We start from the raw sequence: 21,419 nt of genomic DNA, 5'->3' as shown, positions 1-21,419 counted from the left end.
TAGCCGCTCGTGCACGCCTGAGCGGGCACGACAAACGGAACCCCGCCCACCGGGTGTCGCCGGGCCGGCTCGATACTGGCGGGGAATGCCGTGCCCCGCCTCCATCCCTCCCGAAGGAATCCCGATGAAGATCAGCCGCCGTGTCTCCTGGTTCCTGCTCGCGTTCGGGGTCTGGTCCTGGGTGGTCTGGGTGACCTTCGCCAAGAACCTGTGGGCCGACGCCAGCGGACTCGCCTTCGACCACGGCCGGCCCACGGCGTACTTCTGGGTCCACCTGACGCTCGCCGTCGTCTCCTTCGCTCTCGGGACGATCATCGGCGTCATCGGTCTTCGGGGTGTCCGGGCGGACAGGGCGAACAGGGCGGAGAGGGCGGACAGCTAGCCGCCCCGGCCCTGCGCTCCGGGGCCGATGCCGACCGGACACCTCCGGCCGGGTGGGAGCTTCCGGCGGGTCATCCGTACGATGATCCGATCCGTGCCCGCAGCCTGTACGTTCTCGAACGTGTCTGCCCTGAACGTGAAGAAGAGCGCCTCGCGCCGGCGCGTCCCGCAGCGGCCCGCCGGGCTCGCCCTGTCCGTCGTCGTGGCCGCCGCGGCCGTACTGCCCGCGCTCGCCGCGGTCCCCGCCTCGGCGGTGCCCCGCGACGACAAGCCGGCCGCCTCCGCCACGCCCGGCGCGCCGGGCAAGCGCAATGACGCGCCCCCGACCGGCATGTCCAAGGTCGGCGGTGACCTGCTCGGCGATGCCGGCACGCAGGCGCGGCTCGGCGCCGGCGCGCCCGTGCTGCCCAAGGAGGTGACCGGACGGTCCTGGATCGTCGCGGATGCCGAGAGCGGCCAGGTACTCGCCGCGCACAACGCGCACTGGCGGCTGCCGCCCGCCTCCACCCTGAAGATGCTGTTCGCGGACACCGTGCTGCCCAAGTTCGACCGGAACGAACAGCACACGGTCACCGCGGCGGACCTGTCCGGAATGGGCACGGGCAGCAGCCTCGTCGGGGTCAAGGAGAACCTGTCGTACTCGGTGCACGACCTGTGGCTGGGGGTGTTCCTGCGCTCGGGCAACGACGCCGTGCACGTCCTCTCGTCGATGAACGGCGGGGTGGCCCAGACCGTCTCCGACATGCAGCGCAAGGCCGACGACCTCCAGGCGCTCGACACCCGGGTCGTCTCGCCGGACGGCTATGACGCCCCGGGCCAGGTCTCCAGCGCGTACGACCTGACCCTGTTCGCCCGCGCGGGGCTCCAGAACAAGGACTTCCGCGAGTACTGCGCGACGGCGACCGCGAAGTTCCCCGGCGCCGAGGGCAAGGACAAGAAGCGCGAGATGTTCGAGATCCAGAACACCAACCGGCTGCTGACCGGGGACTTCGGGCTCAATCCCTACAAGGGCATCGCGGGCGTCAAGAACGGCAACACCACCAACGCGGGCGCCACCTTCACCGGCGTCGCCGAGCGCAACGGCAAGGTGCTGCTCGTCACCGTCATGAACCCCGAGTCCACCGAGAGCCAGGCCGTCTACAAGGAGGCGGCCCGGCTGCTCGACTGGGGGTTCGCGGCGAGCGGGAAGGTCACCCCGGTCGGCGAGCTGGTGCCGCCGAAGTCCGCGACCGCGAACCGGGACACCGCGTCGGGCAGTGCGCAGAGCGGCTCGAAGAACCGGCCCGGGCAGCCGGCCCAGGCCGCCGAGGGCGAGAGCGGCGGGGTCGGCATGGCGCTCGGGATCACAGGTGGCGCGCTGGTGCTGATCGCCGGTGCGGTGTTCCTGATCAACCGTCGCTGGCCGATCAGGAAGCGGTGAACTCCGCACATCACCGGCGGCCGCCGGCCGCTCAGGAAGCGGTGAGGCCGGGGCCGTCGTCCTCCATGAGTTCGGGGCCGTCCTCCCCGGCGAGGGCCGGGTCGTCCTCCTTGGACGGGGTGGCCGTCCACGCGGCGCAGAACAGGAGCAGCTTCGCCGTGAAGTTGATCCACAGGAGCAGTGCGATGGGCACCCCGAAGGCCCCGTACATGCTCTTGGCGGCGACGCCCTTCATATAGCCGCCGAGCAGCAGCTTGAGCAGTTCGAAGCCGACCGCGCCGAGCAGGGCCGCCACCACCAGGCGGCGGCGCGGCGGGCTCACGCCGGGCAGCAGCGTCAGGACGTAGAGCAGGAGCAGGAAGTCGGCGAGGACGGCGACGGCGATCGCCGCGACGCGCAGCAGCACTCCGCCCGCGCCGCCCTGGTCGATGCCGAGCCGGTCGGCGGTCCAGCCGACCGCGGTGGAGCCGAGGGAGGAGGCGGCCGCGGAGGCGAGTCCGGCGCCGCCGAGGCCCAGCAGGATGCCGCCGTCCTTGAGCTTGCGCATCACCGGGTTCTCGTCGGCGTCCGCCTCCTCCATCTCCCACACGACCTGGAGGCAGCCGCGCATCTGCGAGATCCAGCCGATGCCGGTGAAGAGCAGCAGGGCGCCCGCGACGATGCCGACGGTGCCGGCGTTGTCGATGAGCGCCTGGAGGTCGAGCTGGTCGGAGATGCCGGGGACCTGCTCGGCGATGGTGTTCTGGAGCTTGTGCACCTGGTCGCCGGAGAGCAGCGCGGCCGCGACGGCCGCGCCGACGGTCAGCAGCGGGAACAGCGCGAGGAAGCTGATGAAGGTGATGGCGGCGGCGAGTCGGGACCAGTAGACCCGGTCGAGCCGCTCGTACGAACGCCAGGCGTGCGTCCGCATGAGCCGGGTGATCCAGGGCCCGACGACGGGAAGTTTCTTCAGCCAGTCCATGACGTACGACTACCCTCTTCAGCTCGGCTGTGTCGTTCCGGAGGCAATCCTTCCGGCTGCCCGCCGAAGACCAGCGTCCTCGTCCCCCAAAAACGCAGACAGGTCGCGAGCGCCATGCCGAAGACGGCTCCGGAGAGCGTGTCGGCGCGCGGTGAGGTGAACCCGAGACCGTAGTGCGAGACACCGAGGCAGAGCAGCTGGACGAGGGCGCCCGCGATGTTGACGGCGAAGAACACCGTGTACTCGCGCCAGCCGACCCGGCGCCCGCGGTAGGTGCCGAACGCGTTGCCGAGGTAGGCGACCGTGCACCCGGCCACGAAGGAGAGGGACTTGGCGGCGATCGGGTCCCAGCCGAGCCCCGAGCGCAGCCACACGAAGAGCCCGAGGTCGGCGGCGTACGCGCAGATCCCGGCCAGCGCGAAGCCGATCACCTCGGACCTGCCGATGCTCACAGGTCGGCCACCGCGAGCGCGTACAGCGTGACCCAGACCAGGCCGATGACGGCCAGCGCCCGGTCGTGCAGGACGACGTCCTCGGGCGCCCCCGCGCTGCCCCGGTCGGCGAAGACGGCGTACCGCAGGATCGCGCCGATGAAGGGGACCATCGACAACTGCCGCCAGGGCAGCAGCGATCCGCCCTCCATGCCGCCCGCCTCCAGGGCCCACATGCAGTACGCGAGGACGGCGACGCCGGCCGCGAGCTGCCAGACGAAGCGCAGATAGCCGGTGGTGTAGGCGTCCAGGAGCGCGCGGGTGGCACCCCCGCGCCCCTCCATCTGGAGGGCCTCGGAGTACCGCTTGGCGGAGACCATGAACAGCGCGCCGAACCCGGCGGTGATCAGGAACCAGCGGGACAGCGGGATGCCGAGTGCGACCCCGCCGGTCATCGCCCGCATCAGGAATCCGGTGGTGACGACGACCAGGTCGACGACCAGGACGTGCTTCAGCTTGACGCAGTAGGCGAGTTGCATGACGACGTACCCGCTGAGCAGAGTGGCCGTCATCGCGTTGCAGGTCAGCGCGGCGGCCAGCGGGGCGAGCACGGCGAGCACCGCACCGGTCGCGTACGCGACGCCGACCGGCACCTGTCCGGCGGCGACCGGGCGCCGGCACTTGTCGGGGTGCGCGCGGTCCGCCTCGGCGTCGCGGGCGTCGTTGATGAGGTAGACGGCCGCGGCGGCCATGGTGAACAGGCAGAAGACCAGGGCGAGTTGGGCGATGTCGTACGGGCTCGCCAGGCGGCCGGCGGCGGCCGGGGCGGCCACCACGAGCACGTTCTTGATCCACTGGCGGGGCCGTGCGGTGCGCACCAGGGCGCCGGGCAGGGTGAGCAGCCGCCGGGCCGCGGGGGCGGCCGGAGCGGCCGGGGTGCCGCCCTCGCCGAGGAGTGCCGTGCCGGGCTCGGTCATCGGCGCTCCCCTTCGAGCGGTTTGCGCATCCAGGCCGCGCCCGCCCGCGCGGTGACACCGCCGAGCAGCGCTCCCGCCGCGATGTCGCTCGGGTAGTGCACCCCGGCGACCAGGCGGGACACACACATCGCGGCGGCCAGCGGTGGCACCAGGCGCGCCCCGGCCGGCCGCAGCGCGCCGAACGCGACGGCCGCGGCCGCCGCCGAGCTGGCGTGCGAGCTGGGGAAGGAGTGCCGGCCCGCGGTACGCACCAGGGGCTCGGCCGCCGGGAGGTGCGGCCGGGGCCTGCGCACCACGCGCTTGACGCCCATGCTGGCCAGGTGGGCCACGGCGACCAGGGCGGTGCCGCGCAGCCAGGCGCCGCGCCGGTCCCGGTCGGCGGCGGCCGCGCCGAGGCCGGCCGCGAGCCAGAGCGCGCCGTGCTCGCCCGCGAAGGACAGGGCGCGGGCGGCGGCGGCCACGCGCGGATCCCCGGCGCAGTCGCGCAGCGCGGCCAGGAGTCGTTGGTCGGCGTCGGTGCACGACGGCTTCTGCATCTGCCACCCCTCTTCCGTGACGTCGGCCCGCCAACTGGCCGTAGGCCACCGGCGACTCTCCTGCGCCGGAGATGACTAATACGGGACAAAAGGGACTGACACTCGGGTAATCACCCATTTCGGTGAGTGATTTACCGAAGAGTTATCGGCGGGGCGGCTACCGCGAACCGCCACCCGCCCCGGGGCGGGTGGCTGAGCGGAAGGGGACGAGTTAGGCGATACCGTCACATTCATGGCTGCCGACACGACATCCGACACCGCGCCCGCGCCCACCGGCCCGCCGACGTCCGTCAGCGGCTGGGGCCGCACCGCCCCCTCCACCGCCCATCTGCTGCGCCCGCGCAGCTACGAGGAGGCGGCGGCCGCGGTGCTCGCGTGCGGGGCCCGCGGCACGATCCCCCGCGGTCTCGGCCGGGCGTACGGGGACGCCGCGCAGAACGCGGGCGGCGCGATCCTCGACATGACGGGCCTCGACCGCATCCGCACGGTCGACGCCGAGGCGGGCGTCGTGGTCTGCGACGCGGGCGTCAGCCTGCACCGCCTGATGGAAGTCCTGCTGCCGCTCGGCTGGTTCGTGCCGGTGACGCCCGGCACCCGGTACGTCACCGTCGGCGGCGCGATCGGTGCCGACATCCACGGCAAGAACCACCACCTGTCCGGCTCCTTCGCCCGCCATGTGCGCGAGTTCGAACTCCTCACCGCCGACGGCACGGTACGCACCGTCACCCCCGACACCGCCCTTTTCGACGCCACCGCGGGCGGCATGGGCCTCACCGGAGTGATCCTGCGCGCCACGATCCAACTCCTGCCCGTACGGACCTCGTTGATGACGGTGGACACCGAACGGGCGGTGGATCTGGACGACTTGATGAACCGGCTCGAATCGGGCGACCACCGCTACCGGTACTCGGTCGCCTGGATCGACCTCCTCGCGCGGGGCGCGCGTACCGGCAGGTCGGTGCTGACCCGCGGGGACCACGCGCCGCTCGACATGCTGCCGCCCCGCGCCGCCCGCGCCCCGCTCGCCTTCCGGCCCCGCCGGCTCCCGGCCGCCCCCTCGTTCCTGCCCGAGGGACTGCTCGGCCGCGCCTCGGTGTCGGCCTTCAACGAGCTCTGGTACCGCAGGGCGCCCCGGCACCGCACCGGCGAACTCCAGCGCATCTCCACGTTCTTCCACCCGCTCGACGGGGTGCCGCACTGGAACCGCGTCTACGGCAGGGGCGGCTTCGTGCAGTACCAGTTCGTCGTCGGATACGGGCAGGAGGAGGCCCTGCGCGCCATCGTGCGGCGTATCTCGCGGCACGGCTGCCCCTCCTTCCTCGCCGTCCTCAAGCGCTTCGGCGACGCAGACCCGGGCTGGCTCTCCTTCCCCGTGCCCGGCTGGACCCTGGCCCTGGACATCCCGGCGAACCTGCCCGGCCTCGGCGCCCTGCTCGACGACCTCGACGAGCAGGTGGCGGGCGCGGGCGGGCGGGTCTATCTGGCGAAGGACGCGCGGATGCGGCCGGAACTGGTGGCGCGCATGTATCCGCGCCTGGCCCAATTCCGGCAACTGCGCGCCGAGTTGGACCCGAAGGGCGTCTTCACGTCGGACATGGGCAGACGCCTGGACCTGTGAGTCCGTCCTCGCCCGGGTCGCCCCGAAGGCGGCCCGTGGCTCCCCCCTCCCTCCCCTCCCAAGGATCCCAAGGAGCCCCGATGAAGGACGCATTCGGTACCCCGCAGTCGCTGCTCGTGCTCGGTGGCACCTCCGAGATCGGCCTGGCCACCGCCCGCCGTCTGATCGCGCGCCGCACCCGCACGGTATGGCTCGCGGGCCGGGAATCCCCCGCCCTCGAAGCGGCCGCGGCCGAGCTGCGGGCGCTCGGCCCGGACGTGCACACCCTCGCCTTCGACGCGCTCGACCCCGCCGCGCACGAGGTGGCGCTGGGCAAGGTGTTCGCGGAAGGCGACATCGACATGGTGCTGCTCGCGTTCGGGGTGCTCGGCGACCAGTCCCGCGACGAGAGCGAGCCGCTCGCCGCGGTGCGGGTCGCGGGGACCAACTACACCGGCGCGGTCTCGGCCGGCCTGGTGTGCGCCAAGGCCCTCCAGGCCCAGGGCCACGGCTCGCTCGTCGTGCTCTCCTCGGTGGCCGGCGAACGCGCCCGCCGCAGCAACTTCATCTACGGGTCGAGCAAGGCGGGCCTCGACGCGTTCGCGCAGGGCCTCGGGGACGCGCTGCACGGCACGGGGGTGCACGTCATGGTCGTACGCCCCGGATTCGTCCGCACGAAGATGACCGCCGGGCTCACCGAGGCCCCGCTGGCCACCACGCCGGAGGCGGTGGCCCTGGCCATCGAGGCGGGGCTGCGCCGCCGGGCGGAGCTGGTGTGGGTGCCCGGCGTGCTGCGGGTGGTGATGTCGGCCCTGCGGCACGTGCCGCGCGGGGTGTTCCGGCGGCTTCCGGTGTGAGCCGGCCCGCGGTGCGGCGGGCGCTGTGCGAGCCGGCTTCCCGTCCGGGCGGGCGGGGCTAGCGCAGCGAGGGGTGGTCGAGGCAGACGCCCTGGGCCGGTACGCCGAGCGCGCCGATGCCGAAGGGGTAGTCGCGCAGCTTGCGCCACACCCCGTCGGCGCCCTGCTCGTACAGGGCGAACCCGCCGCACGTCCAGGACGCCGAGAACCCGGCGAGGGACTCGTACGCCACGTCCATCGCCTCCTCGGAGATGCCGTGCGCGACCGTGACGTGCGGGTGGTACGGGAACTGGAGCTCGCGCACCAGCGGGCCCGTCTCGTCCCGCACCTTCTGCTGGAGCCACGCGCACTCGCCGGCGCCCTCCACCACCTGCACGAACACCACCGGGGACAGTGGACGGAAGGTACCCGTGCCCTCCAGACGCATCGGGAACGCCCGCCCGGCCGCCGCGACCGAGGCCAGGTGCGCCTCGATCTCCGGCAGGCACGCGGCCTCGACCTCGTGCGGCGGGAGCAGGGTGACGTGCGTGGGGATGCCGTGCGCGGCGGGGTCACCGAAGCCCGCGCGCCGCTCCTGGAGCAGGCTGCCGTAGGGCTCCGGGACCGCGATCGAAACGCCGAGCGTTACGGTCCCCACGTCGTTCTCCTCCGTGCTGTCGTGTCGATGGTGTGCAGTGTGACGGCCCGAACGGCCGCTGACCAGAGCCCGGGGTCGGGCTCCGGCCACGGCGTCGGTCTCAGTGCTTGGCGGGCAGCAGGCCGACCTTGTCGTACGCCGTCGCCAGCGTCTCGGCGGCGACCGCGCGGGCCTTCTCGGCGCCCTTGGCGAGCAGCGAGTCCAGCGTCTCGGGGTCGTCCAGGTACTGCTGGGTCCGGGTACGGAACGGCGTGACGAACTCGACCATCACCTCGGCCAGGTCGGTCTTGAGCGCGCCGTACATCTTGCCCTCGTACTCGGCCTCCAGCTCCGCGACCGCCTTGCCCGTGAGGGTCGAGTAGATGGAGAGCAGGTTGGAGACGCCGGGCTTGTTCTCGGTGTCGTACTTGATCACCGTGTCGGTGTCGGTGACCGCGCTCTTGACCTTCTTCGCCGTCGTCTTCGGGTCGTCGAGGAGGTTGATGAGGCCCTTCGGCGTCGACGCCGACTTGCTCATCTTGATCGACGGGTCCTGGAGGTCGTAGATCTTCGCCGTCTCCTTGAGGATGTACGGCTCCGGGACGGTGAACGTCTCGCCGAACCGGCCGTTGAAGCGGTCGGCGAGGTCACGCGTGAGCTCGATGTGCTGGCGCTGGTCCTCGCCCACGGGGACCTGGTTCGCCTGGTACAGCAGGATGTCGGCGACCTGGAGGATCGGGTACGTGAAGAGGCCGACCGTGGCGTTGCCCGCGCCGTGCTTGGCGGACTTGTCCTTGAACTGCGTCATCCGGCTGGCCTCGCCGAAACCGGCCAGGCAGTTCATGATCCAGGCGAGCTGGGCGTGCTCCGGCACGTGGCTCTGGACGAACAGCGTGCAGCGCTCGGGGTCGAGACCGGCGGCGAGCAGCTGGGCGGCGGCGAGCCGGGTGTTGGCGCGCAGCTCGGCGGGGTCCTGCGGGACGGTGATCGCGTGCAGGTCCACGACCATGTAGAACGCGTCGTGGGACTCCTGGAGCGCGACCCACTGGCGGACCGCGCCGAGGTAGTTGCCGAGGTGGAACGAGCCGGCGGTGGGCTGGATTCCGGAGAGCACGCGGGGACGAGTCGAGGCCATGCTCAGCATTCTCTCAGGTGGGCGCGCCCACCTGGAAACCCCGCGCTTGTGACCGGCCCCACAAGGTGACCCGGCACCTCGGGAGCTCCGCCCCCGAACCCCCGTTCACGCGGTTCCCCGCGCCCCTGGAACCCGTTCTCGACCGCGGACCGCGCTCGCCTCTCGCGCAGTCCCCCGCGCCCCTCGGCGGCCCTGCCGGGCTAGTCCAGGGGGAGGCCGGGGGCCGGGTAGGCGCCCAGGAGGTCGGACACCTCCGCGCGGATCACGGCCAGCGCCCCCTCGTCGCCCGCCCGGGCCGCGGACACACCGCGGTCGAGCCACTCCGCCACCTTCGGCATGTGGTCGACCCCCAGCCCCCGCGAGGTCAGGGACGGCGTACCGATGCGGATGCCGGAGGGGTCGAACGGCTTGCGCGGGTCGTACGGCACGGTGTTGTAGTTGACGACGAGCCCCGCCCGGTCCAGCGCCTTCGCCGCCACCTTGCCGGGCACGTCCTTGGGGGTGAGGTCCATCAGGATCAGGTGGTTGTCCGTGCCGCCCGACACGAGGTCGAAGCCCCGCTCCAGAAGGGCATCGGCGAGGGCCCGCGCATTGGCCACCACCTGGTGCGCGTACGCGCAGAACGCCGGCTGCGCCGCCTCGTGCAGGGCGACCGCGATCGCCGCCGTGGTCTGGTTGTGCGGCCCGCCCTGGAGCCCGGGGAAGACCGCCTTGTCGAGGGCCTTCGCGTGCTCCGCGCGGGACATCAGCATGGCCCCGCGCGGCCCCCGCAGGGTCTTGTGCGTGGTCGTCGAGATGACGTCCGCGTACGGGGCGGGCGAGGGGTGGGCACCGCCCGCGACGAGGCCCGCGATGTGCGCGACGTCCGCGACGAGCACCGCGCCCGCCTCCCGCGCGATCTCCGCGAACGCGGCGAAGTCGATCGTGCGGGGCAGCGCCGTACCCCCGCAGAAGATCAGCTTCGGCCGCTCCTTGAGGGCGATCTCGCGCACCTCGTCGAGGTCGACGAGCCCGGTGTCGGCGCGCACCCCGTACTGCACGCCCCGGAACCACTTGCCGGTCGCCGAGACGCCCCAGCCGTGCGTGAGGTGGCCGCCCATCGGCAGCGCCATGCCCATCACGGTGTCGCCGGGCTCCGCGAAGGCGAGGTAGACGGCGAGGTTGGCGGGCGAGCCGGAGTACGGCTGGACGTTGGCGTGCTCGACGCCGAACAGGGCCTTGGCCCGGTCGACCGCGAGGGTCTCGACCTTGTCGATGTTCTGCTGGCCCTCGTAGTAGCGACGGCCCGCGTAGCCCTCGCTGTACTTGTTCTGGAGCACCGTCCCCGAGGCTTCGAGGACCGCCGTCGAGACGTAGTTCTCGCTGGGGATCAGCCGCAACGTGTCCGACTGGAGCCGCTCCTCGGCGGCGACGAGCGAGGCCAGCTCGGGGTCGGCGGCCAGCAGGGCGGGGTGGGAAAGGGGCAGGCTCATGGCGTCCTCCGGGTCCGTTGACAGGTTCCCGGGGTGCCCAGGCGGGCGGCACCTCGTGCGGCAGGCCGCGCGCGGCTTCCCCGGGGTCGCTTCCCCGCTCGCCAGTCGCCGCGCGTACCGAACACCCTACCGGCCGCCTCCGACGGCAAGGTTTCTTCGTCCACCATCCGAGCGACGATAGAAAAGGGCACCACCAACGCCCCATGCCGCATGACGATCGGAGAACCCGTGTCGACACACGCCGCGACCGAAGACGCCATCCGTTCCGCCGAGGCACACAGTGCGCACAACTACCATCCGCTGCCCGTCGTCGTCGCCTCCGCGGAGGGCGCCTGGATGACCGACGTCGAGGGCCGCCGCTACCTCGACATGCTGGCCGGCTACTCGGCGCTCAACTTCGGCCACGGCAACCGCCGGCTCATCGAGGCGGCGAAGGCCCAGCTGGAGCGGGTGACGCTGACGTCGAGAGCGTTCCACCACGACCGCTTCGCCCAGTTCTGTACGGAGCTCGCGGAGTTGTGCGGCAAGGAGATGGTGCTGCCCATGAACACCGGGGCGGAGGCGGTGGAGACCGCCGTGAAGACCGCCCGCAAGTGGGGCTACCGGGTCAAGGGCGTGCCGGACAACACGGCGAAGATCGTGGTGGCCCGGGACAACTTCCACGGCCGTACGACGACGATCGTCAGCTTCTCCACCGACCCGGAGGCCCGCGCGGACTACGGCCCCTACACGCCGGGCTTCGAGATCGTGCCGTACGGCGACCTCACCGCGATGCGGGCCGCGGTCACCGACAACACCGTGGCGGTGCTCCTCGAACCCATCCAGGGCGAGGCCGGCGTGCTCGTGCCGCCGGCCGGATACCTGGCGGGCGTAAGGGAGTTGACCCGCGAGCGGAACGTCCTGTTCATGGCGGACGAGATCCAGTCCGGGCTCGGCCGCACCGGGAAGACCTTCGCGTGCGAGCACGAAGGCGTGGTGCCCGACGTCTACATCCTGGGCAAGGCCCTGGGCGGCGGTGTGGTCCCGGTGTCGGCGGTGGCCGCCTCCGCGGAGGTGCTCGGCGTGTTCAAGCCGGGCGAGCACGGCTCGACGTTCGGCGGCAACCCACTGGCCTGCGCGGTCGCCCTGGAGGTCATCGCGATGCTGCGCACCGGCGAGTACCAGCAGCGCGCCGCCGAACTCGGTGACCACCTCCACCACGAGCTCGGCCTGCTGACCGGTGCGGGTGCCGTCGAGGCGGTCCGCGGGCGCGGCCTGTGGGCGGGCGTGGACATCCATCCCGCGCACGGCACGGGACGGCAGATCTCGGAGCGGCTGATGGGCCGGGGCGTCCTGGTCAAGGACACCCACGGCTCCACGATCCGCATCGCCCCGCCCCTGGTGATCAGCAAGGAGGACCTGGACTGGGGCCTCGACCAGTTGCGCGCGGTCCTCGCGGAACAACAAGTCCCCTCAACTCGGCGAGGGTGACGGGCAGTTCGTGCCCGAGCAGAAGACGCTGAGCGCGGTCTTCAGGGTCCCCTCCTGCTCGGGCCACACGGTCGCGGGGGCCGCGGACAGGACGGCGTAGTGCTCGCCGCCGGGCGTCAGGAACGCGTAGTCCACCACCTGGCGCCGGTGGCCGAGCTGCTGGTTGTCGTACGCGTAGACGAGCCGGGCGGCCTGCGTGCCACCGGGCACGGTGGCGTCGTTCGCCAGGCTGATCTCCTGGTACCCGGGGTTCTTCGCCAGCTCGCCCGAGGTCTGCTTGAGCGCGTCGTACGGGCTCAGGCCGGCCTCGGACACCGGGTACACCTGGATCAGCCGGGCGCCGTCCGCCGAGTTGTAGAAGACGCCCTTGGCGCCCTGGTCCTGCCGGGTCCAGCCGGTCGGCACGTACAGCCTGAACCCCCGTGGATCCTGGACGAGTTGGAACCCGGCGGGCACCGTGGCGCCCGGCGAGGCGGAGGCGGACGCCGGAGGCGAAGCGGTCGGGCCGCCGTCGCCGGTGCGCTCGGCCGTGCCGGAGGGCAGGGCGGACGGCGGCGCGGAGGGTGAGGCGGCGGCCTTCGGGTGGCCGTGGCCGCCGCGGGCCAGGAACCAGCCGCCGCCCGCGCCGGCCACGGCGACCACGACCAGCGCGATCACCACGGCGACCGGCACGCGCCGGGTCCGGCGCGGCTCCGGGGACGGCGGGGGCTCCGGGAACGGCGGGGGCTCGGCGAGCGGCGGGGGCCCCGGGTGCGCCCCCGTCGGCGGGTAGGGGCCCGGCGGCAGGGGCGGCATCGCCGGAGGCGGCGGGGGTGCGGCCGGCCCGGCCGGTACCGGGGGCGGAGGCGCCGACGAGGCGTCCTCCACCGTCTCCCACTTCTGGGTCGCCGCGTTCCAGCGGACCTCTCCCGTGCCCCCGCTCACCGCGGCCTCACATCCCGATCAGTTCGCGGACCCGCTGCACCAGCGTCTCACCGGAGGCGAGCAGGCCGGTCAGGGCCGTGGCGCCGGTGAGCAGCTCGCCGAGACGGGCGAGCCGGCCGGGGCTCGCCTGCCCGTCGGCGCGGATCTCCTCCTCGGTGTCGGCGAGTTCGGCGTCCAGGGCGCGGGTCTGGTCGTTGCGCACGAGCTGGGCCAGGCCGGCCCTGAACTCCGCGATGGCATCCAGGAGTTGGAGGTGCGCCTCGTCGGCGGCGGCCGCACGGTAGACGCTGGACACCCTGTTGTTGTCACCGACCGAGACGGACCCGGTCACTCCGCTGATGTGCACGGAGCGCTGCGCGCCGCCCCGCTGTGTGCTGTCGTCACCCGGCATGGTCATCTCAGCCCTCGTTGTTGACGGTGTTGTGGTCGCCGACACTGATCGCCCCTCGGGCGTTCTCGATCATGACGCCGCCCTGGGCGACGTTGACGATCTTCTGCTCGAACTGCCCGGTGTCGTAGCCCGCTTCGTACAGCGCGTCGCGCACGCCGGTGGTCACCCGGTCCTCGATGGACTTCACATAGCGCCGGTAGTCCATCGCCTGGAACAGGGAGGTGCCGGGCGCCGCCGCCAGTTCGCGCACCGAGCGCGCCGGGCCGTCGGGCAGCGCCCGGGCGTGCCCGCCGGTGAGCCGGTGCCACAGCGAGGCGACCGCGCGGACCAGGACGGCCAGGGCCTCGATCAGGGACCTCGGGGTCCGCTTCAGCGCCCATGCCGCCTTGCCCACCGCGGTGAGGCAGGCGAAGCTCCGGGCGGTGTGGTCCGCGCGCAGGAAGTCCTCGCGCAGCGGCGGCAGGACGTGCGGGGCGATCTCCAGGACCAGCATGCCGCCCTGGGTGTGGACCCGTACGAACACGGTGGTGACGAGGTGCTCCTCCCAGCCGCCCACCCGGATCCGCAGGAAGTGCCGGCGCGCCTCGCCGCCCTCCTCCAGGGCGGCGGCCCGGTGCTCCTCGAACGCGCCGTCGCGGTAGGGCGCGTAGCTGCGCGAGGGCAGCCCGTCGACCGGCAGGAACACGTACTCGGACACTTCGAGCTGGCGCAGCCGGTCACGTACGGCCTCCGCCTCGGCGGGCGCGGCCGGGGCGGGCACGCGGAGCCGGGTGACCAGGGGCTCGACGATGCGCAGGACCTCGGCGTTGCTGACCCGGGCCGGGCTCCGGTCGCCCAACGACTTGCGCGGGCGCAGCTGGATGGAGACCGACCAGGGCTCGAAGGGGTCGCCCGCGCCGCGGAAGGGCGCGTCGGAGCGGTAGACGGCGAGCGGGGCGTGCTGCTCGGCGCGGATCGTGGCGGCCAGGCGCTGGAACCTGCCGTTGTCGCCGCGCTGCGCGGGGTCGGCGGCGAAGTCCTGGAAGCCCTGCGGGGACAGCTCGGACGCCATGATCCGGGCGAACTGGAGGCGCTGGAGCCCGACGCAGAGGGCGATCACCGCGAAACAGCCGACGATCCCCCAGCCCAGGCCCGGGCTCAGTCCCTGGTCCGCGAGGCCTACGGTGCCGCCCCCGAACACCAGGGCGGGGCCCGCGACGACCGGCGGGACGGTGTTCCCGCTCGCGGCGGCGTCGCCGAAGACGTCGTATCCCCCGCCCTCCGAGCCGCCGTAACTTCCGTACCCGGACGAGTAGTTGTGCGAGGAGGTGTCGTAACCGCCGAACAGCGAGACCAGCAGCACGGCGGCGAACAGGACGAGCACCAGCCTTGCCCACCAGCGCAGGAAGAAGGCCGGCACCGTGCGGTACCAGGGCGCGGTCCTCGCCCCGCCGCGGACGAGTCGGGCGAGGCCGAGCTGGAGGCAGGGGCCCACGAGGATCAGGAGGGCGTAGTCCGTGACGACGACGGCGAGCGCCCAGAGCACGACGATGCCGATCGACCAGGCGATCTGCAGATTGCGGGCGCGCAGCGCGTGAGCGAGGACGCGGGCCGCGTCGAAGCCGAGCGAGGGCGCGACGACCCGCTCCTCGTGGACGTACAGCTCGTCGATGACGGCGTCGCGGAACTCGTCGTCGAGATAGGTGCCCGCGGACAGCAGCCGGGTCGCCTCGCTGAGCGAGGGATGCACCGGCGGCAGTCCGCCGGCCGATGCTCCCGTCGGCTGCGCCTGCTGCGGCACCTGGGCCTGCGTCATGTCCTGCTCCCCCGAAACGGTGGGCGGACGCGTGACCTCAACTGAGCCGAACGGAAGGGGTGTTCGAGGGCGCCGCCAGGGTGAACATGGTAGCGGCGCACCACTGGCGGCGCCGCCCCGTTCACGGTGCGCGCACATCGTGTCGTCGGCGCGGGGCACCGTGCGCGCGCATCGGGCCGTCGGCGCGGGTCACGATGCGCGCGCAGGAGTCTCGGCGTGAGCCCGGCCGGCCTCGCGGTCAGCGGAGCGTCAGCGGATCACATGCGGGACGAACCTCGCGTACTCGTCCGTCACCAGGCCCGCCGACTCCCGGATCCCGAGCCCGGCCGCCTCGTCCTCCACCACCCACGCCCCCAGCACCACCCGGTTGCCGTCGAAGTCGGGCAGCGGCGCCAACTCCTGGTAGCAGCAGGCATCTTCGGGCCGCGGTGCCGGGGCCGAGCCCGGCGGGTGCAGGGTGACACCCGCGCCCTCGCGGCCGAGCAGGGGTTTCGCCACGTATCCGCGTCCGGAGGCGAGATCGCGGGGTCCGTCCAGGTAGGCGGGGAGCAGGTTGGGGTGGCCGGGGTAGAGCTCCCACAACACCGCGAGCAGCGCCTTGTTGGAGAGCAGCATCTTCCACGCGGGCTCGATCCAGCAGGTCGTGCCCGTGCCGCCCCCGTTGTCGAGGGTGTCCAGGACCTGCGGCCCGAACGCGTCGGACGCCAGCCACTCCCACGGGTACAGCTTGAAGCAGGCCCGGATGAACCTCAGGCGGTCGTCCACGAAGCGGCCGGTGATGCTGTCCCAGCCGATGGTCTCGACCGAGAGGGCCTCCGTGTCGAGCCCCGCCTGCTCGGCCGTCTCGCGCAGATAGGCGACGGTCATCAGGTCCTCGCCCAGCTCGTCGCCGTCGGAGTGCGCGAAGTGCACGGGACCGGGCGGCAGCAGGCGCGCCTGGCGCCGCCAGGCCTCGACGAGGCGTTCGTGCAGCGAGTTCCACTGGTCGCCGCCGGGGAACCGGTCCTCCATCCAGAACCACTGCGCGCTCGCCGCCTCGACCAGCGAGGTCGGGGTGTCGGCGTTGTACTCCAGCATCTTCGCGGGGCCCTCGCCGTCGTACCGCAGGTCGAACCGGCCGTACAGGGACGGGAGTTCGGCCCGTCGGCGCCAGGACTCGGCGACCAGGTCGGCGAGCCGGCCGTCCATGATGCCGAGGTCCGCGAAGCGGCCCTTCTCGACGATGTGGGCCGCCGCCGCGAGGCACATGCCGTGCAGTTCCTCGACGGTCTCCTCCAGGGCCTCGACCTCGGGCAGCGTGAAGGAGTAGTAGGCGCTCTCGTCCCAGTAGGGCCGCAGCGAGTCGTCGGGATACCGCGTCAGGGGGTAGATCACACCCTGTTCCTCGACGGTCCGCTGCCAGTCGGGGCGCGGCTGTATGTGATGGCGTTCCATGCGTCTGCCCTGCGTCGTTCCGTCCGGTCCCCCTCAGCCGCCGCTCGACCCGCCGTGGCCGAACCCGCCGCGCGAGACACCGGACTTGTCGAAGGAACCGCCGGAGACCTTGCCGCCCCGGCTGGTACCGCCGTAGTAGTAGGTGCCGCTGCCGCCGCTCTTGCACTCGTACTTCGGCAGCTCCTTGTACGTGACCGGGTTGACGCACCTCTTGTCCGGCTCGTCGCCGCACGCGGTGAGCGTGGCGGCGAGCACCCCCATCCCGCCGAGCACCACGGTCGTGGACCTGAACCTGCGCATCGTGCGACCTCCCCCGTTCACGTACTGGCTTCGCTGTGGGACGCGTTTTCGCCACACCCTAGTTCCCGTCCGGCGGCGGCCCACTCCCGGGCTTTCGGCCGGCCGCTCGGCCTGGGACTACAGTCCCTGTGTGTTCCTCGGGATGATCTGCGCGCTCGCTTCCGCCGTCTGCTTCGGCACGGCCACCGTCCTCCAGGCCGCCGCGACGCGTGCCGCCGAGCCCGGTTCGGGGGCCGGTGCCGGGTCCGGTGTCGACGCGGCGCTGCTGCTTCGGGCCGTACGCCAGTGGCGCTATGTCGTGGGTCTCGCGCTCGACGGCCTCGGCTTCGTCTTCCAGATCGCGGCCCTGCGCTCGGTGCCGATCTACGCGGTCGGCGCGGCGCTCGCCGCCTCGCTCGCGGTGACGGCGGTGGTCGCGTCCCGCCTCCTGAAGGTCCGGCTCTCCGGTACGGAGTGGACGGCGGTCGGCGTGGTGTGCGCGGGCCTGGCCATGCTCGGCCTGTCGTCGGGCGCGGAGGGCAGCGACCCGGGTCCGTCCTCGCTGCCCTGGTGGCTGCTCGGGGTGTCGGCGGCGGTGCTCGCCGCGGGCGTGGTCGGCGGGCGGCTGCCGGACCGGTCGCGGGCCCTGGTCCTCGGCCTCGGCGCGGGCTGCGGCTTCGGTGTGGTGGAGGTGGCGGTCCGGCTCATCGACGACCCCTTCGACCTGACGAACCCCGCGCTGTACGCGCTGCTGCTCGGCGGCGGCGCGGCGTTCCTGCTGCTGACCTCCGCCCTGTCGCGCGGCTCGGTCACCACGGCGACGGCCGGCATGGTCATCGGCGAGACCATCGGCCCCGCGCTGGTCGGCGTGGCCTGGCTCGGCGACCGCACGCGGGACGGCCTCGGCTGGCTGACGGTCACCGGCTTCGCGGTAGCGGTGGCCGGCGCGCTGGCCCTGGCCCGCTTCGGCGAGGCCCCGGAGGCGGAGCCGGCTCCCCTGCCGGGTGCGGGTCGGCACGGCTGAGGCGCGGGCCCGGTGCGGGGTGCGGCTTGGCGGGCGGGGGGGTATCGGCAGCGGGGCTAGGAGCCGTATGCGTGGAGTCCGGCCGGCACCACGGCACGGGCGCGCTCTAACAGCTCACGAGCAGGGGCGTTCTTGGTGTGGGGCCGCAGCAGCCCGATCATCCGCGACATGCGGTCGTCGGCGCGGCCCGATTGCACCAAGGGATAGTCGTCGAGAGCCAGGTTCCACGTCTGGCAGGCCGCTTCGAGGTGGCCGATCTGTAGTTGCCGTTCCGCGAGCAGCCCACGTCGATGGACACGGGAGCGCCGGTACACGCTGTGGCGAGTCCGGTCCGACCGCTGCATCTCCTCCACCGCGCCGGTCACGTCCCCGAGTTCGTAGCGGACCTGGCTGACGTGGTAGTGGAGCGAAGCGGGGTCGTACGACCCGAACGCCTTCCCCCGGGATTCGGCCCGGTCCATGGCAGCTTCCGCCTCACGGATGTACCGGAGCGCGTTGGTGCGGTCTCCGGTCTGCGCGGCGGCATGGGCTTGCTGACCCGCGAGAAAGGCACGCATCCTCGGTCCGGCCGCCGGGGACGCGGCTGCCGCCGAGTCGGCAAGGTGCATGGCCGTTCGTCCGTGCCCCAGATCAACAGCTTGGACGCTCATGCCCCGCAGGGTGGTGCAGTAGGTGAGGTGGTCGTTCGCGGCACCGGCCAGCTCAAGGGCCTTGAGGTAGTAGCCCTGGGCCAGCCCGTGAAATCCCTCGTCCACGGCCATGTACCCGGTGAGATAGCAGAGGTCCGAGGCCGCCGACCGCACGGCGTTCCTGACGGCATCGGAGCCATTGGCGCGTAGGGCGGGCGCGACCGTGTTGACCAGGAACGCCGCGGCCATCGGGCGTGCGTACCGGCCGCCGAACTCGTCGTCCAGATCCGACACCCGCTCGGTCATGGCGACGACCATGTCGACATCACTCATGCCGATGCGCGCGGTCCTCCCCGTCTGTACGGCATTGGCGCGGCTGACGACGTCCGGCCAGCCGGGGATGGAGAGCGCCACGGAGAAGAGTCCGGCACCGAGCACACTCCGGCGTGACGGATCCATGTCGTCCCTCCCCAGGTCGACCAGCCCTTCCACGGTATCGGGCTGCCGGGGCAACTGATCGGGGAGCACTCGGAAGCCGGCTTCGGCGTGCGTGACGGGGCGCCCGAGACGCCGGGAGAACGCTTCGATGACGAAACGCCGCACTTCCACTCGGGGTGTTGTCCCACCCAACCAGTGATGCACGGCAGAGGCGCTGTACCGCAGAGGCGTGCCATTCTCCGCACCGATCAGATTCACGGCTCGCGCGCACTGGCTCAACGTCCAGCCGCTCTCCGCGAGGAGTCGCTGCATATGGCCGTTCGCTTCGTTCGCCAAGGTTGCCCAACTCCCGCTGCTTCAGGGCACTTTAAACGCTTTAAACATGCCAGACCGCCTACACGGTACCGCCGTGCGTGATCGTGCGGTTGCGTAGTGACAGGAGAGATCGCCGATCGCGGGAGCGACGCAGTGGACGTGAACCGGGCTGCCCAGCAGCCATATTCGCCGACGGCCCACCGGGCGGGAACGGCCGCGCCCGCAACCGCGGGCGGCTTCCGGGGGCTCGCCCCCGACCGGGTGCCGCGCGGGCCGTACACCCCGGCTACCCCGGACTCCCTGGGAGCAGCGCTGGCCGGACTCCAGACACGGCTGGACGCCATGACGCGTGAGGTCCTCCCCGAACCCGGGTGCCCCGTCTGCCGGGAGGCGAGCTCCGCTCGGGGGCGGGCCCACGGGACGGGCGACGCCGACGGCGTGCGCCGGGCCGGCGGGGTCATCCGGGCGCACCGGCTCGGGCACGGGCGGCACAGCGCCCGGGTCATGGCGCTGGACATCGCCGAGCTGCAGTTCACGGACTTCGGCGAGCGCCGTCCCGGCGACATCGACCCCATGACGTGTCCCGCCTGCGCGATGGTCGTCAGAATCCTGTACGAGGCGGCTGCGACGCGGAGCACGGAGCTGCTGAACAGCGGCCTGGAACTCGGCACGCTGCACGCCTTGGTGGGGCATCCTCTGGACCGGCGCCCGGCGCGCAGGAACTTCCTCGCCCGGACGCCGGGCGGCCGATGAGGGCCCGCCCGGCCGGCCGATGGGCCCGGGGCGTCGGTCCACGTACCGGCCGTCCCGGCGACGCAGCCGCGACGCCACGCGGGACCCTCACCCCGCCACCGCCGCCAGAACATCCAGCAGAACCTCCAGCGTCCCCGCCCAAGCGGAGTCGGACGGCGTGCCGTAACCCACCACCAGGCCGCCCCACTTCGGGGACGTCGCGTCGGGATGGCGGAACGCCCCGAGCCCCTGGATGGCCAGGCCTCGCCAGTTGGCCGCCTGGACCACGCTGCGCTCGTCGAGGCCCGGAGGCAGGCTGAGGACGACGTGGAGGCCCGCGGCGAGGCCGGTCACCCCGATGTGCGGGGCGTGTTCGGCGAGGGCCGCCACCAGTTCGTCGCGGCGGCGGCGGTAGCGCAGCCGCATGCCGCGCACATGGCGGTCATAGGCGCCGGACCGGATGAACTCCGCCAGCGTCAGCTGATCGAGGGCTCCGCACGAGTCCCCCAGGCCCTTCGCTTCCGCCACCTCCGTGACGAGCGATTCCGGCAGCACCATCCAGCCCAGCCGCAGCGCCGGCGCCAGCGACTTGCTCGCGGTGCCCATGTAGACCACCCGGTCGGGATCCAGGCCCTGGAGGGCGCCCACCTGGCCCTTCCAGTACCGGATCGGCTTCCCCTGGGGGCGCAGGGGTGCGGGGGCCGTCGGCTGGCGGTCGTAGCGGAACTCGCCGTCGTAGTCGTCCTCCAGGATCAGACCGCCGGTGGCCCGCGCCCAGTCGATGGCGGCCGCGCGCCGGTCGGGCAGCAGCGGAAGCCCGATCGGGAACTGGTGCCCGGGCGTCATGAGCAGCGCGCCCACACCACGGTGGTCCCCCAACTCCCCCGTGCGCGTGCCGAGTTCGTCCAGGGGCAGGGCCGGGGTGCGCAGCCCCGCGTCGGTGAGCAGCTTCCAGTGGAAGTCGAGCCCGTACGTCTCGACCGCCACCTCCCGCACCCGGCGTGCCCGCAGCACCTTGCCCATCAGCGCCAGGCCGTGCACGAACCCGGAGCAGACGACGATGCGCTCCGGCGAGGCGTACACCCCGCGGGAGCGGGCCAGATAGTCCGCGAGGACCGTGCGCAGCTCGACCCGGCCGCGCGGATCGCCGAACCCGAACGCCTCGTGCGGGGCCTCGGTGAGCGCCCGGCGGGCGGCCTTGAGCCACTCGGCACGCGGGAAGGAGGCGAGGTCGGGCGAGCCCGCCATCAGGCTGTAGGTGGGCTTGCGGCGGGCCGGCGGGCGGTGGGTGTGGCCGCGGCCCTGGCGGGCCGCGGCGCGCTGGGCCACCCGGGTCCCGGAGCCCTGGCGCGCGGTGAGCCAGCCCTCGGCGACCAGTTCGGCGTAGGCGTCGGCGACCGTGTTGCGGGCGATCCCCAGGTCGGCGGCGAGCGTGCGCGAGGACGGCAGCCGGGTGCCGGGCGTGAGCCGCCCGCCGCGCACGGCCTCGCGCAGGGCGTCCATGAGGCCCGAGCGCAGGCCCGCGCCGCCCAGCTCGATGTGCAGATCGACACCGAGTGTTTCCGGAGAAGTGGCCCAGGATTTCACCATGGAAATGGACCATAC

21 protein-coding genes are annotated in these 21,419 nt (G+C 72.7%); 7 read left to right on the top strand and 14 right to left on the bottom strand.

Annotation, left to right across the window (positions count from 1 at the left end; translation table 11 throughout):
* Positions 1-124 precede the first annotated feature (124 nt).
* Both ACFYNP_RS20390 and ACFYNP_RS20385 read left to right on the top strand, forming a co-directional pair.
* A complete protein-coding gene (locus tag ACFYNP_RS20390) occupies positions 125-382 on the top strand; it encodes an SCO4848 family membrane protein (RefSeq protein ID WP_388405899.1) in 258 nt (85 codons plus the stop codon).
* Between the two features lie 81 nt (positions 383-463).
* Positions 464-1,801: a D-alanyl-D-alanine carboxypeptidase family protein gene (locus ACFYNP_RS20385; protein ID WP_388786920.1), complete on the top strand. Its 1,338-nt coding sequence runs from the start codon at positions 464-466 to the stop codon at positions 1,799-1,801.
* Positions 1,802-1,832: 31 nt separating this feature from the next.
* Here ACFYNP_RS20385 and ACFYNP_RS20380 read toward each other — a convergent pair whose 3' ends face one another.
* The 4 genes from ACFYNP_RS20380 to ACFYNP_RS20365 are packed head-to-tail and all read right to left on the bottom strand — an operon-like array spanning position 1,833 to position 4,706.
* Positions 1,833-2,762, bottom strand: coding sequence for a YihY/virulence factor BrkB family protein (locus ACFYNP_RS20380; protein ID WP_388786918.1), 930 nt, complete (start codon positions 2,760-2,762; stop codon positions 1,833-1,835).
* Positions 2,750-3,214 carry a GtrA family protein gene (locus ACFYNP_RS20375; RefSeq protein WP_388405890.1) on the bottom strand — a complete coding sequence of 155 codons (465 nt, stop codon included), beginning with the start codon at positions 3,212-3,214 and terminating at the stop codon, positions 2,750-2,752. The genes ACFYNP_RS20380 and ACFYNP_RS20375 overlap by 13 nt, the downstream gene beginning before the upstream one ends.
* Positions 3,211-4,170, bottom strand: coding sequence for a decaprenyl-phosphate phosphoribosyltransferase (locus ACFYNP_RS20370; protein WP_388405888.1), 960 nt, complete (start codon positions 4,168-4,170; stop codon positions 3,211-3,213). The genes ACFYNP_RS20375 and ACFYNP_RS20370 overlap by 4 nt, the downstream gene beginning before the upstream one ends.
* On the bottom strand, positions 4,167-4,706 hold the full coding sequence (locus tag ACFYNP_RS20365; protein ID WP_388786915.1) for a phosphatase PAP2 family protein: 540 nt from the start codon (positions 4,704-4,706) through the stop codon (positions 4,167-4,169). Before ACFYNP_RS20365 ends, ACFYNP_RS20370 begins: the two co-directional genes overlap by 4 nt.
* A 232-nt stretch (positions 4,707-4,938) precedes the next feature.
* On the opposite strand from ACFYNP_RS20365, the gene ACFYNP_RS20360 reads away from it, so the two are divergent.
* Positions 4,939-6,324 carry an FAD-binding protein gene (locus ACFYNP_RS20360; RefSeq protein WP_388786913.1) on the top strand — a complete coding sequence of 462 codons (1,386 nt, stop codon included), beginning with the start codon at positions 4,939-4,941 and terminating at the stop codon, positions 6,322-6,324.
* 80 nt (positions 6,325-6,404) lie between these two features.
* Complete coding sequence (locus ACFYNP_RS20355) at positions 6,405-7,160, top strand: decaprenylphospho-beta-D-erythro-pentofuranosid-2-ulose 2-reductase (protein ID WP_388786910.1); 756 nt, start codon at positions 6,405-6,407, stop codon at positions 7,158-7,160.
* Between the two features lie 58 nt (positions 7,161-7,218).
* Here ACFYNP_RS20355 and ACFYNP_RS20350 read toward each other — a convergent pair whose 3' ends face one another.
* From ACFYNP_RS20350 to glyA, 3 genes are all read right to left on the bottom strand, one after another.
* Positions 7,219-7,797: a 2'-5' RNA ligase family protein gene (locus tag ACFYNP_RS20350; RefSeq protein WP_388405881.1), complete on the bottom strand. Its 579-nt coding sequence runs from the start codon at positions 7,795-7,797 to the stop codon at positions 7,219-7,221.
* Positions 7,798-7,897: 100 nt separating this feature from the next.
* The gene (trpS, locus tag ACFYNP_RS20345; RefSeq protein ID WP_388786907.1) at positions 7,898-8,911 is read right to left on the bottom strand and encodes a tryptophan--tRNA ligase; all 1,014 of its coding nucleotides are present in this window, start codon (positions 8,909-8,911) and stop codon (positions 7,898-7,900) included.
* Between the two features lie 200 nt (positions 8,912-9,111).
* Complete coding sequence (gene glyA / locus ACFYNP_RS20340) at positions 9,112-10,383, bottom strand: serine hydroxymethyltransferase (RefSeq protein ID WP_388786905.1); 1,272 nt, start codon at positions 10,381-10,383, stop codon at positions 9,112-9,114.
* 210 nt (positions 10,384-10,593) lie between these two features.
* Here glyA and rocD point away from each other — a divergent pair, with 210 nt between their 5' ends.
* Positions 10,594-11,853 (top strand): ornithine--oxo-acid transaminase, encoded by a 1,260-nt coding sequence (rocD, locus tag ACFYNP_RS20335; protein ID WP_388405875.1) that lies wholly within the window; start codon positions 10,594-10,596, stop codon positions 11,851-11,853.
* Here rocD and ACFYNP_RS20330 read toward each other — a convergent pair.
* The 5 genes from ACFYNP_RS20330 to ACFYNP_RS20310 form a co-directional block, all read right to left on the bottom strand.
* On the bottom strand, positions 11,836-12,777 hold the full coding sequence (locus tag ACFYNP_RS20330; protein WP_388786903.1) for a hypothetical protein: 942 nt from the start codon (positions 12,775-12,777) through the stop codon (positions 11,836-11,838). The two genes, rocD and ACFYNP_RS20330, sit on opposite strands and share 18 nt — an antisense overlap.
* A 7-nt stretch (positions 12,778-12,784) precedes the next feature.
* Entirely contained in the window at positions 12,785-13,174 is a 390-nt protein-coding gene (locus ACFYNP_RS20325; RefSeq protein ID WP_388405871.1) for a hypothetical protein, read from the bottom strand.
* A gap of 1 nt (position 13,175) precedes the next feature.
* Entirely contained in the window at positions 13,176-14,963 is a 1,788-nt protein-coding gene (locus ACFYNP_RS20320) for a hypothetical protein (protein ID WP_388786900.1), read from the bottom strand.
* A gap of 249 nt (positions 14,964-15,212) precedes the next feature.
* Positions 15,213-16,397, bottom strand: a complete 1,185-nt coding sequence (locus tag ACFYNP_RS20315; RefSeq protein ID WP_388786897.1) for a glutathionylspermidine synthase family protein — start codon at positions 16,395-16,397, stop codon at positions 15,213-15,215.
* A gap of 33 nt (positions 16,398-16,430) precedes the next feature.
* Complete coding sequence (locus ACFYNP_RS20310; protein ID WP_388405862.1) at positions 16,431-16,697, bottom strand: hypothetical protein; 267 nt, start codon at positions 16,695-16,697, stop codon at positions 16,431-16,433.
* A 142-nt stretch (positions 16,698-16,839) separates the two neighbouring features.
* Here ACFYNP_RS20310 and ACFYNP_RS20305 point away from each other — a divergent pair, with 142 nt between their 5' ends.
* Positions 16,840-17,700, top strand: coding sequence for a hypothetical protein (locus tag ACFYNP_RS20305; RefSeq protein ID WP_388787032.1), 861 nt, complete (start codon positions 16,840-16,842; stop codon positions 17,698-17,700).
* Between the two features lie 56 nt (positions 17,701-17,756).
* On the opposite strand, the gene ACFYNP_RS20300 is transcribed toward ACFYNP_RS20305, so the two are convergent.
* Positions 17,757-19,079: a tetratricopeptide repeat protein gene (locus ACFYNP_RS20300; protein ID WP_388787029.1), complete on the bottom strand. Its 1,323-nt coding sequence runs from the start codon at positions 19,077-19,079 to the stop codon at positions 17,757-17,759.
* A 156-nt stretch (positions 19,080-19,235) separates the two neighbouring features.
* Between ACFYNP_RS20300 and ACFYNP_RS20295 the strand changes: the two genes are divergently transcribed.
* Entirely contained in the window at positions 19,236-19,835 is a 600-nt protein-coding gene (locus ACFYNP_RS20295; RefSeq protein WP_388786894.1) for a hypothetical protein, read from the top strand.
* Positions 19,836-19,922: 87 nt separating this feature from the next.
* Here the strand turns inward: ACFYNP_RS20295 and ACFYNP_RS20290 are convergent, their stop codons facing one another.
* Positions 19,923-21,404 carry a PLP-dependent aminotransferase family protein gene (locus ACFYNP_RS20290; protein ID WP_388786892.1) on the bottom strand — a complete coding sequence of 494 codons (1,482 nt, stop codon included), beginning with the start codon at positions 21,402-21,404 and terminating at the stop codon, positions 19,923-19,925.
* Between the last annotated feature and the right edge of the window lie 15 nt (positions 21,405-21,419).

Origin of the sequence: Streptomyces sp. NPDC006691 (genome assembly GCF_042869955.1) — a bacterium.
Taxonomy (GTDB): Bacteria; Actinomycetota; Actinomycetes; order Streptomycetales; family Streptomycetaceae; genus Streptomyces.
The sequence above is the reverse complement of the archived record's forward strand: the minus strand, read 5'-3'. Positions and strand labels throughout refer to the sequence as shown.

Excerpts from the sequence above, each read along its gene's own strand:
- ACFYNP_RS20390 (WP_388405899.1), top strand. The coding sequence starts at position 125 with ATGAAGATCAGCCGCCGTGTCTCCTGGTTCCTGCTCGCGTTCGGGGTC.
- ACFYNP_RS20385 (WP_388786920.1), top strand. The coding sequence starts at position 464 with ATGATCCGATCCGTGCCCGCAGCCTGTACGTTCTCGAACGTGTCTGCC.
- ACFYNP_RS20380 (WP_388786918.1), bottom strand. The coding sequence starts at position 2,762 with ATGGACTGGCTGAAGAAACTTCCCGTCGTCGGGCCCTGGATCACCCGG.
- ACFYNP_RS20370 (WP_388405888.1), bottom strand. The coding sequence starts at position 4,170 with ATGACCGAGCCCGGCACGGCACTCCTCGGCGAGGGCGGCACCCCGGCC.
- ACFYNP_RS20365 (WP_388786915.1), bottom strand. The coding sequence starts at position 4,706 with ATGCAGAAGCCGTCGTGCACCGACGCCGACCAACGACTCCTGGCCGCG.
- ACFYNP_RS20360 (WP_388786913.1), top strand. The coding sequence starts at position 4,939 with ATGGCTGCCGACACGACATCCGACACCGCGCCCGCGCCCACCGGCCCG.
- ACFYNP_RS20355 (WP_388786910.1), top strand. The coding sequence starts at position 6,405 with ATGAAGGACGCATTCGGTACCCCGCAGTCGCTGCTCGTGCTCGGTGGC.
- trpS (WP_388786907.1), bottom strand. The coding sequence starts at position 8,911 with ATGGCCTCGACTCGTCCCCGCGTGCTCTCCGGAATCCAGCCCACCGCC.
- glyA (WP_388786905.1), bottom strand. The coding sequence starts at position 10,383 with ATGAGCCTGCCCCTTTCCCACCCCGCCCTGCTGGCCGCCGACCCCGAG.
- rocD (WP_388405875.1), top strand. The coding sequence starts at position 10,594 with ATGACGATCGGAGAACCCGTGTCGACACACGCCGCGACCGAAGACGCC.
- ACFYNP_RS20325 (WP_388405871.1), bottom strand. The coding sequence starts at position 13,174 with ATGACCATGCCGGGTGACGACAGCACACAGCGGGGCGGCGCGCAGCGC.
- ACFYNP_RS20320 (WP_388786900.1), bottom strand. The coding sequence starts at position 14,963 with ATGACGCAGGCCCAGGTGCCGCAGCAGGCGCAGCCGACGGGAGCATCG.
- ACFYNP_RS20315 (WP_388786897.1), bottom strand. The coding sequence starts at position 16,397 with ATGGAACGCCATCACATACAGCCGCGCCCCGACTGGCAGCGGACCGTC.
- ACFYNP_RS20310 (WP_388405862.1), bottom strand. The coding sequence starts at position 16,697 with ATGCGCAGGTTCAGGTCCACGACCGTGGTGCTCGGCGGGATGGGGGTG.
- ACFYNP_RS20305 (WP_388787032.1), top strand. The coding sequence starts at position 16,840 with ATGATCTGCGCGCTCGCTTCCGCCGTCTGCTTCGGCACGGCCACCGTC.
- ACFYNP_RS20300 (WP_388787029.1), bottom strand. The coding sequence starts at position 19,079 with ATGCAGCGACTCCTCGCGGAGAGCGGCTGGACGTTGAGCCAGTGCGCG.
- ACFYNP_RS20290 (WP_388786892.1), bottom strand. The coding sequence starts at position 21,404 with ATGGTGAAATCCTGGGCCACTTCTCCGGAAACACTCGGTGTCGATCTG.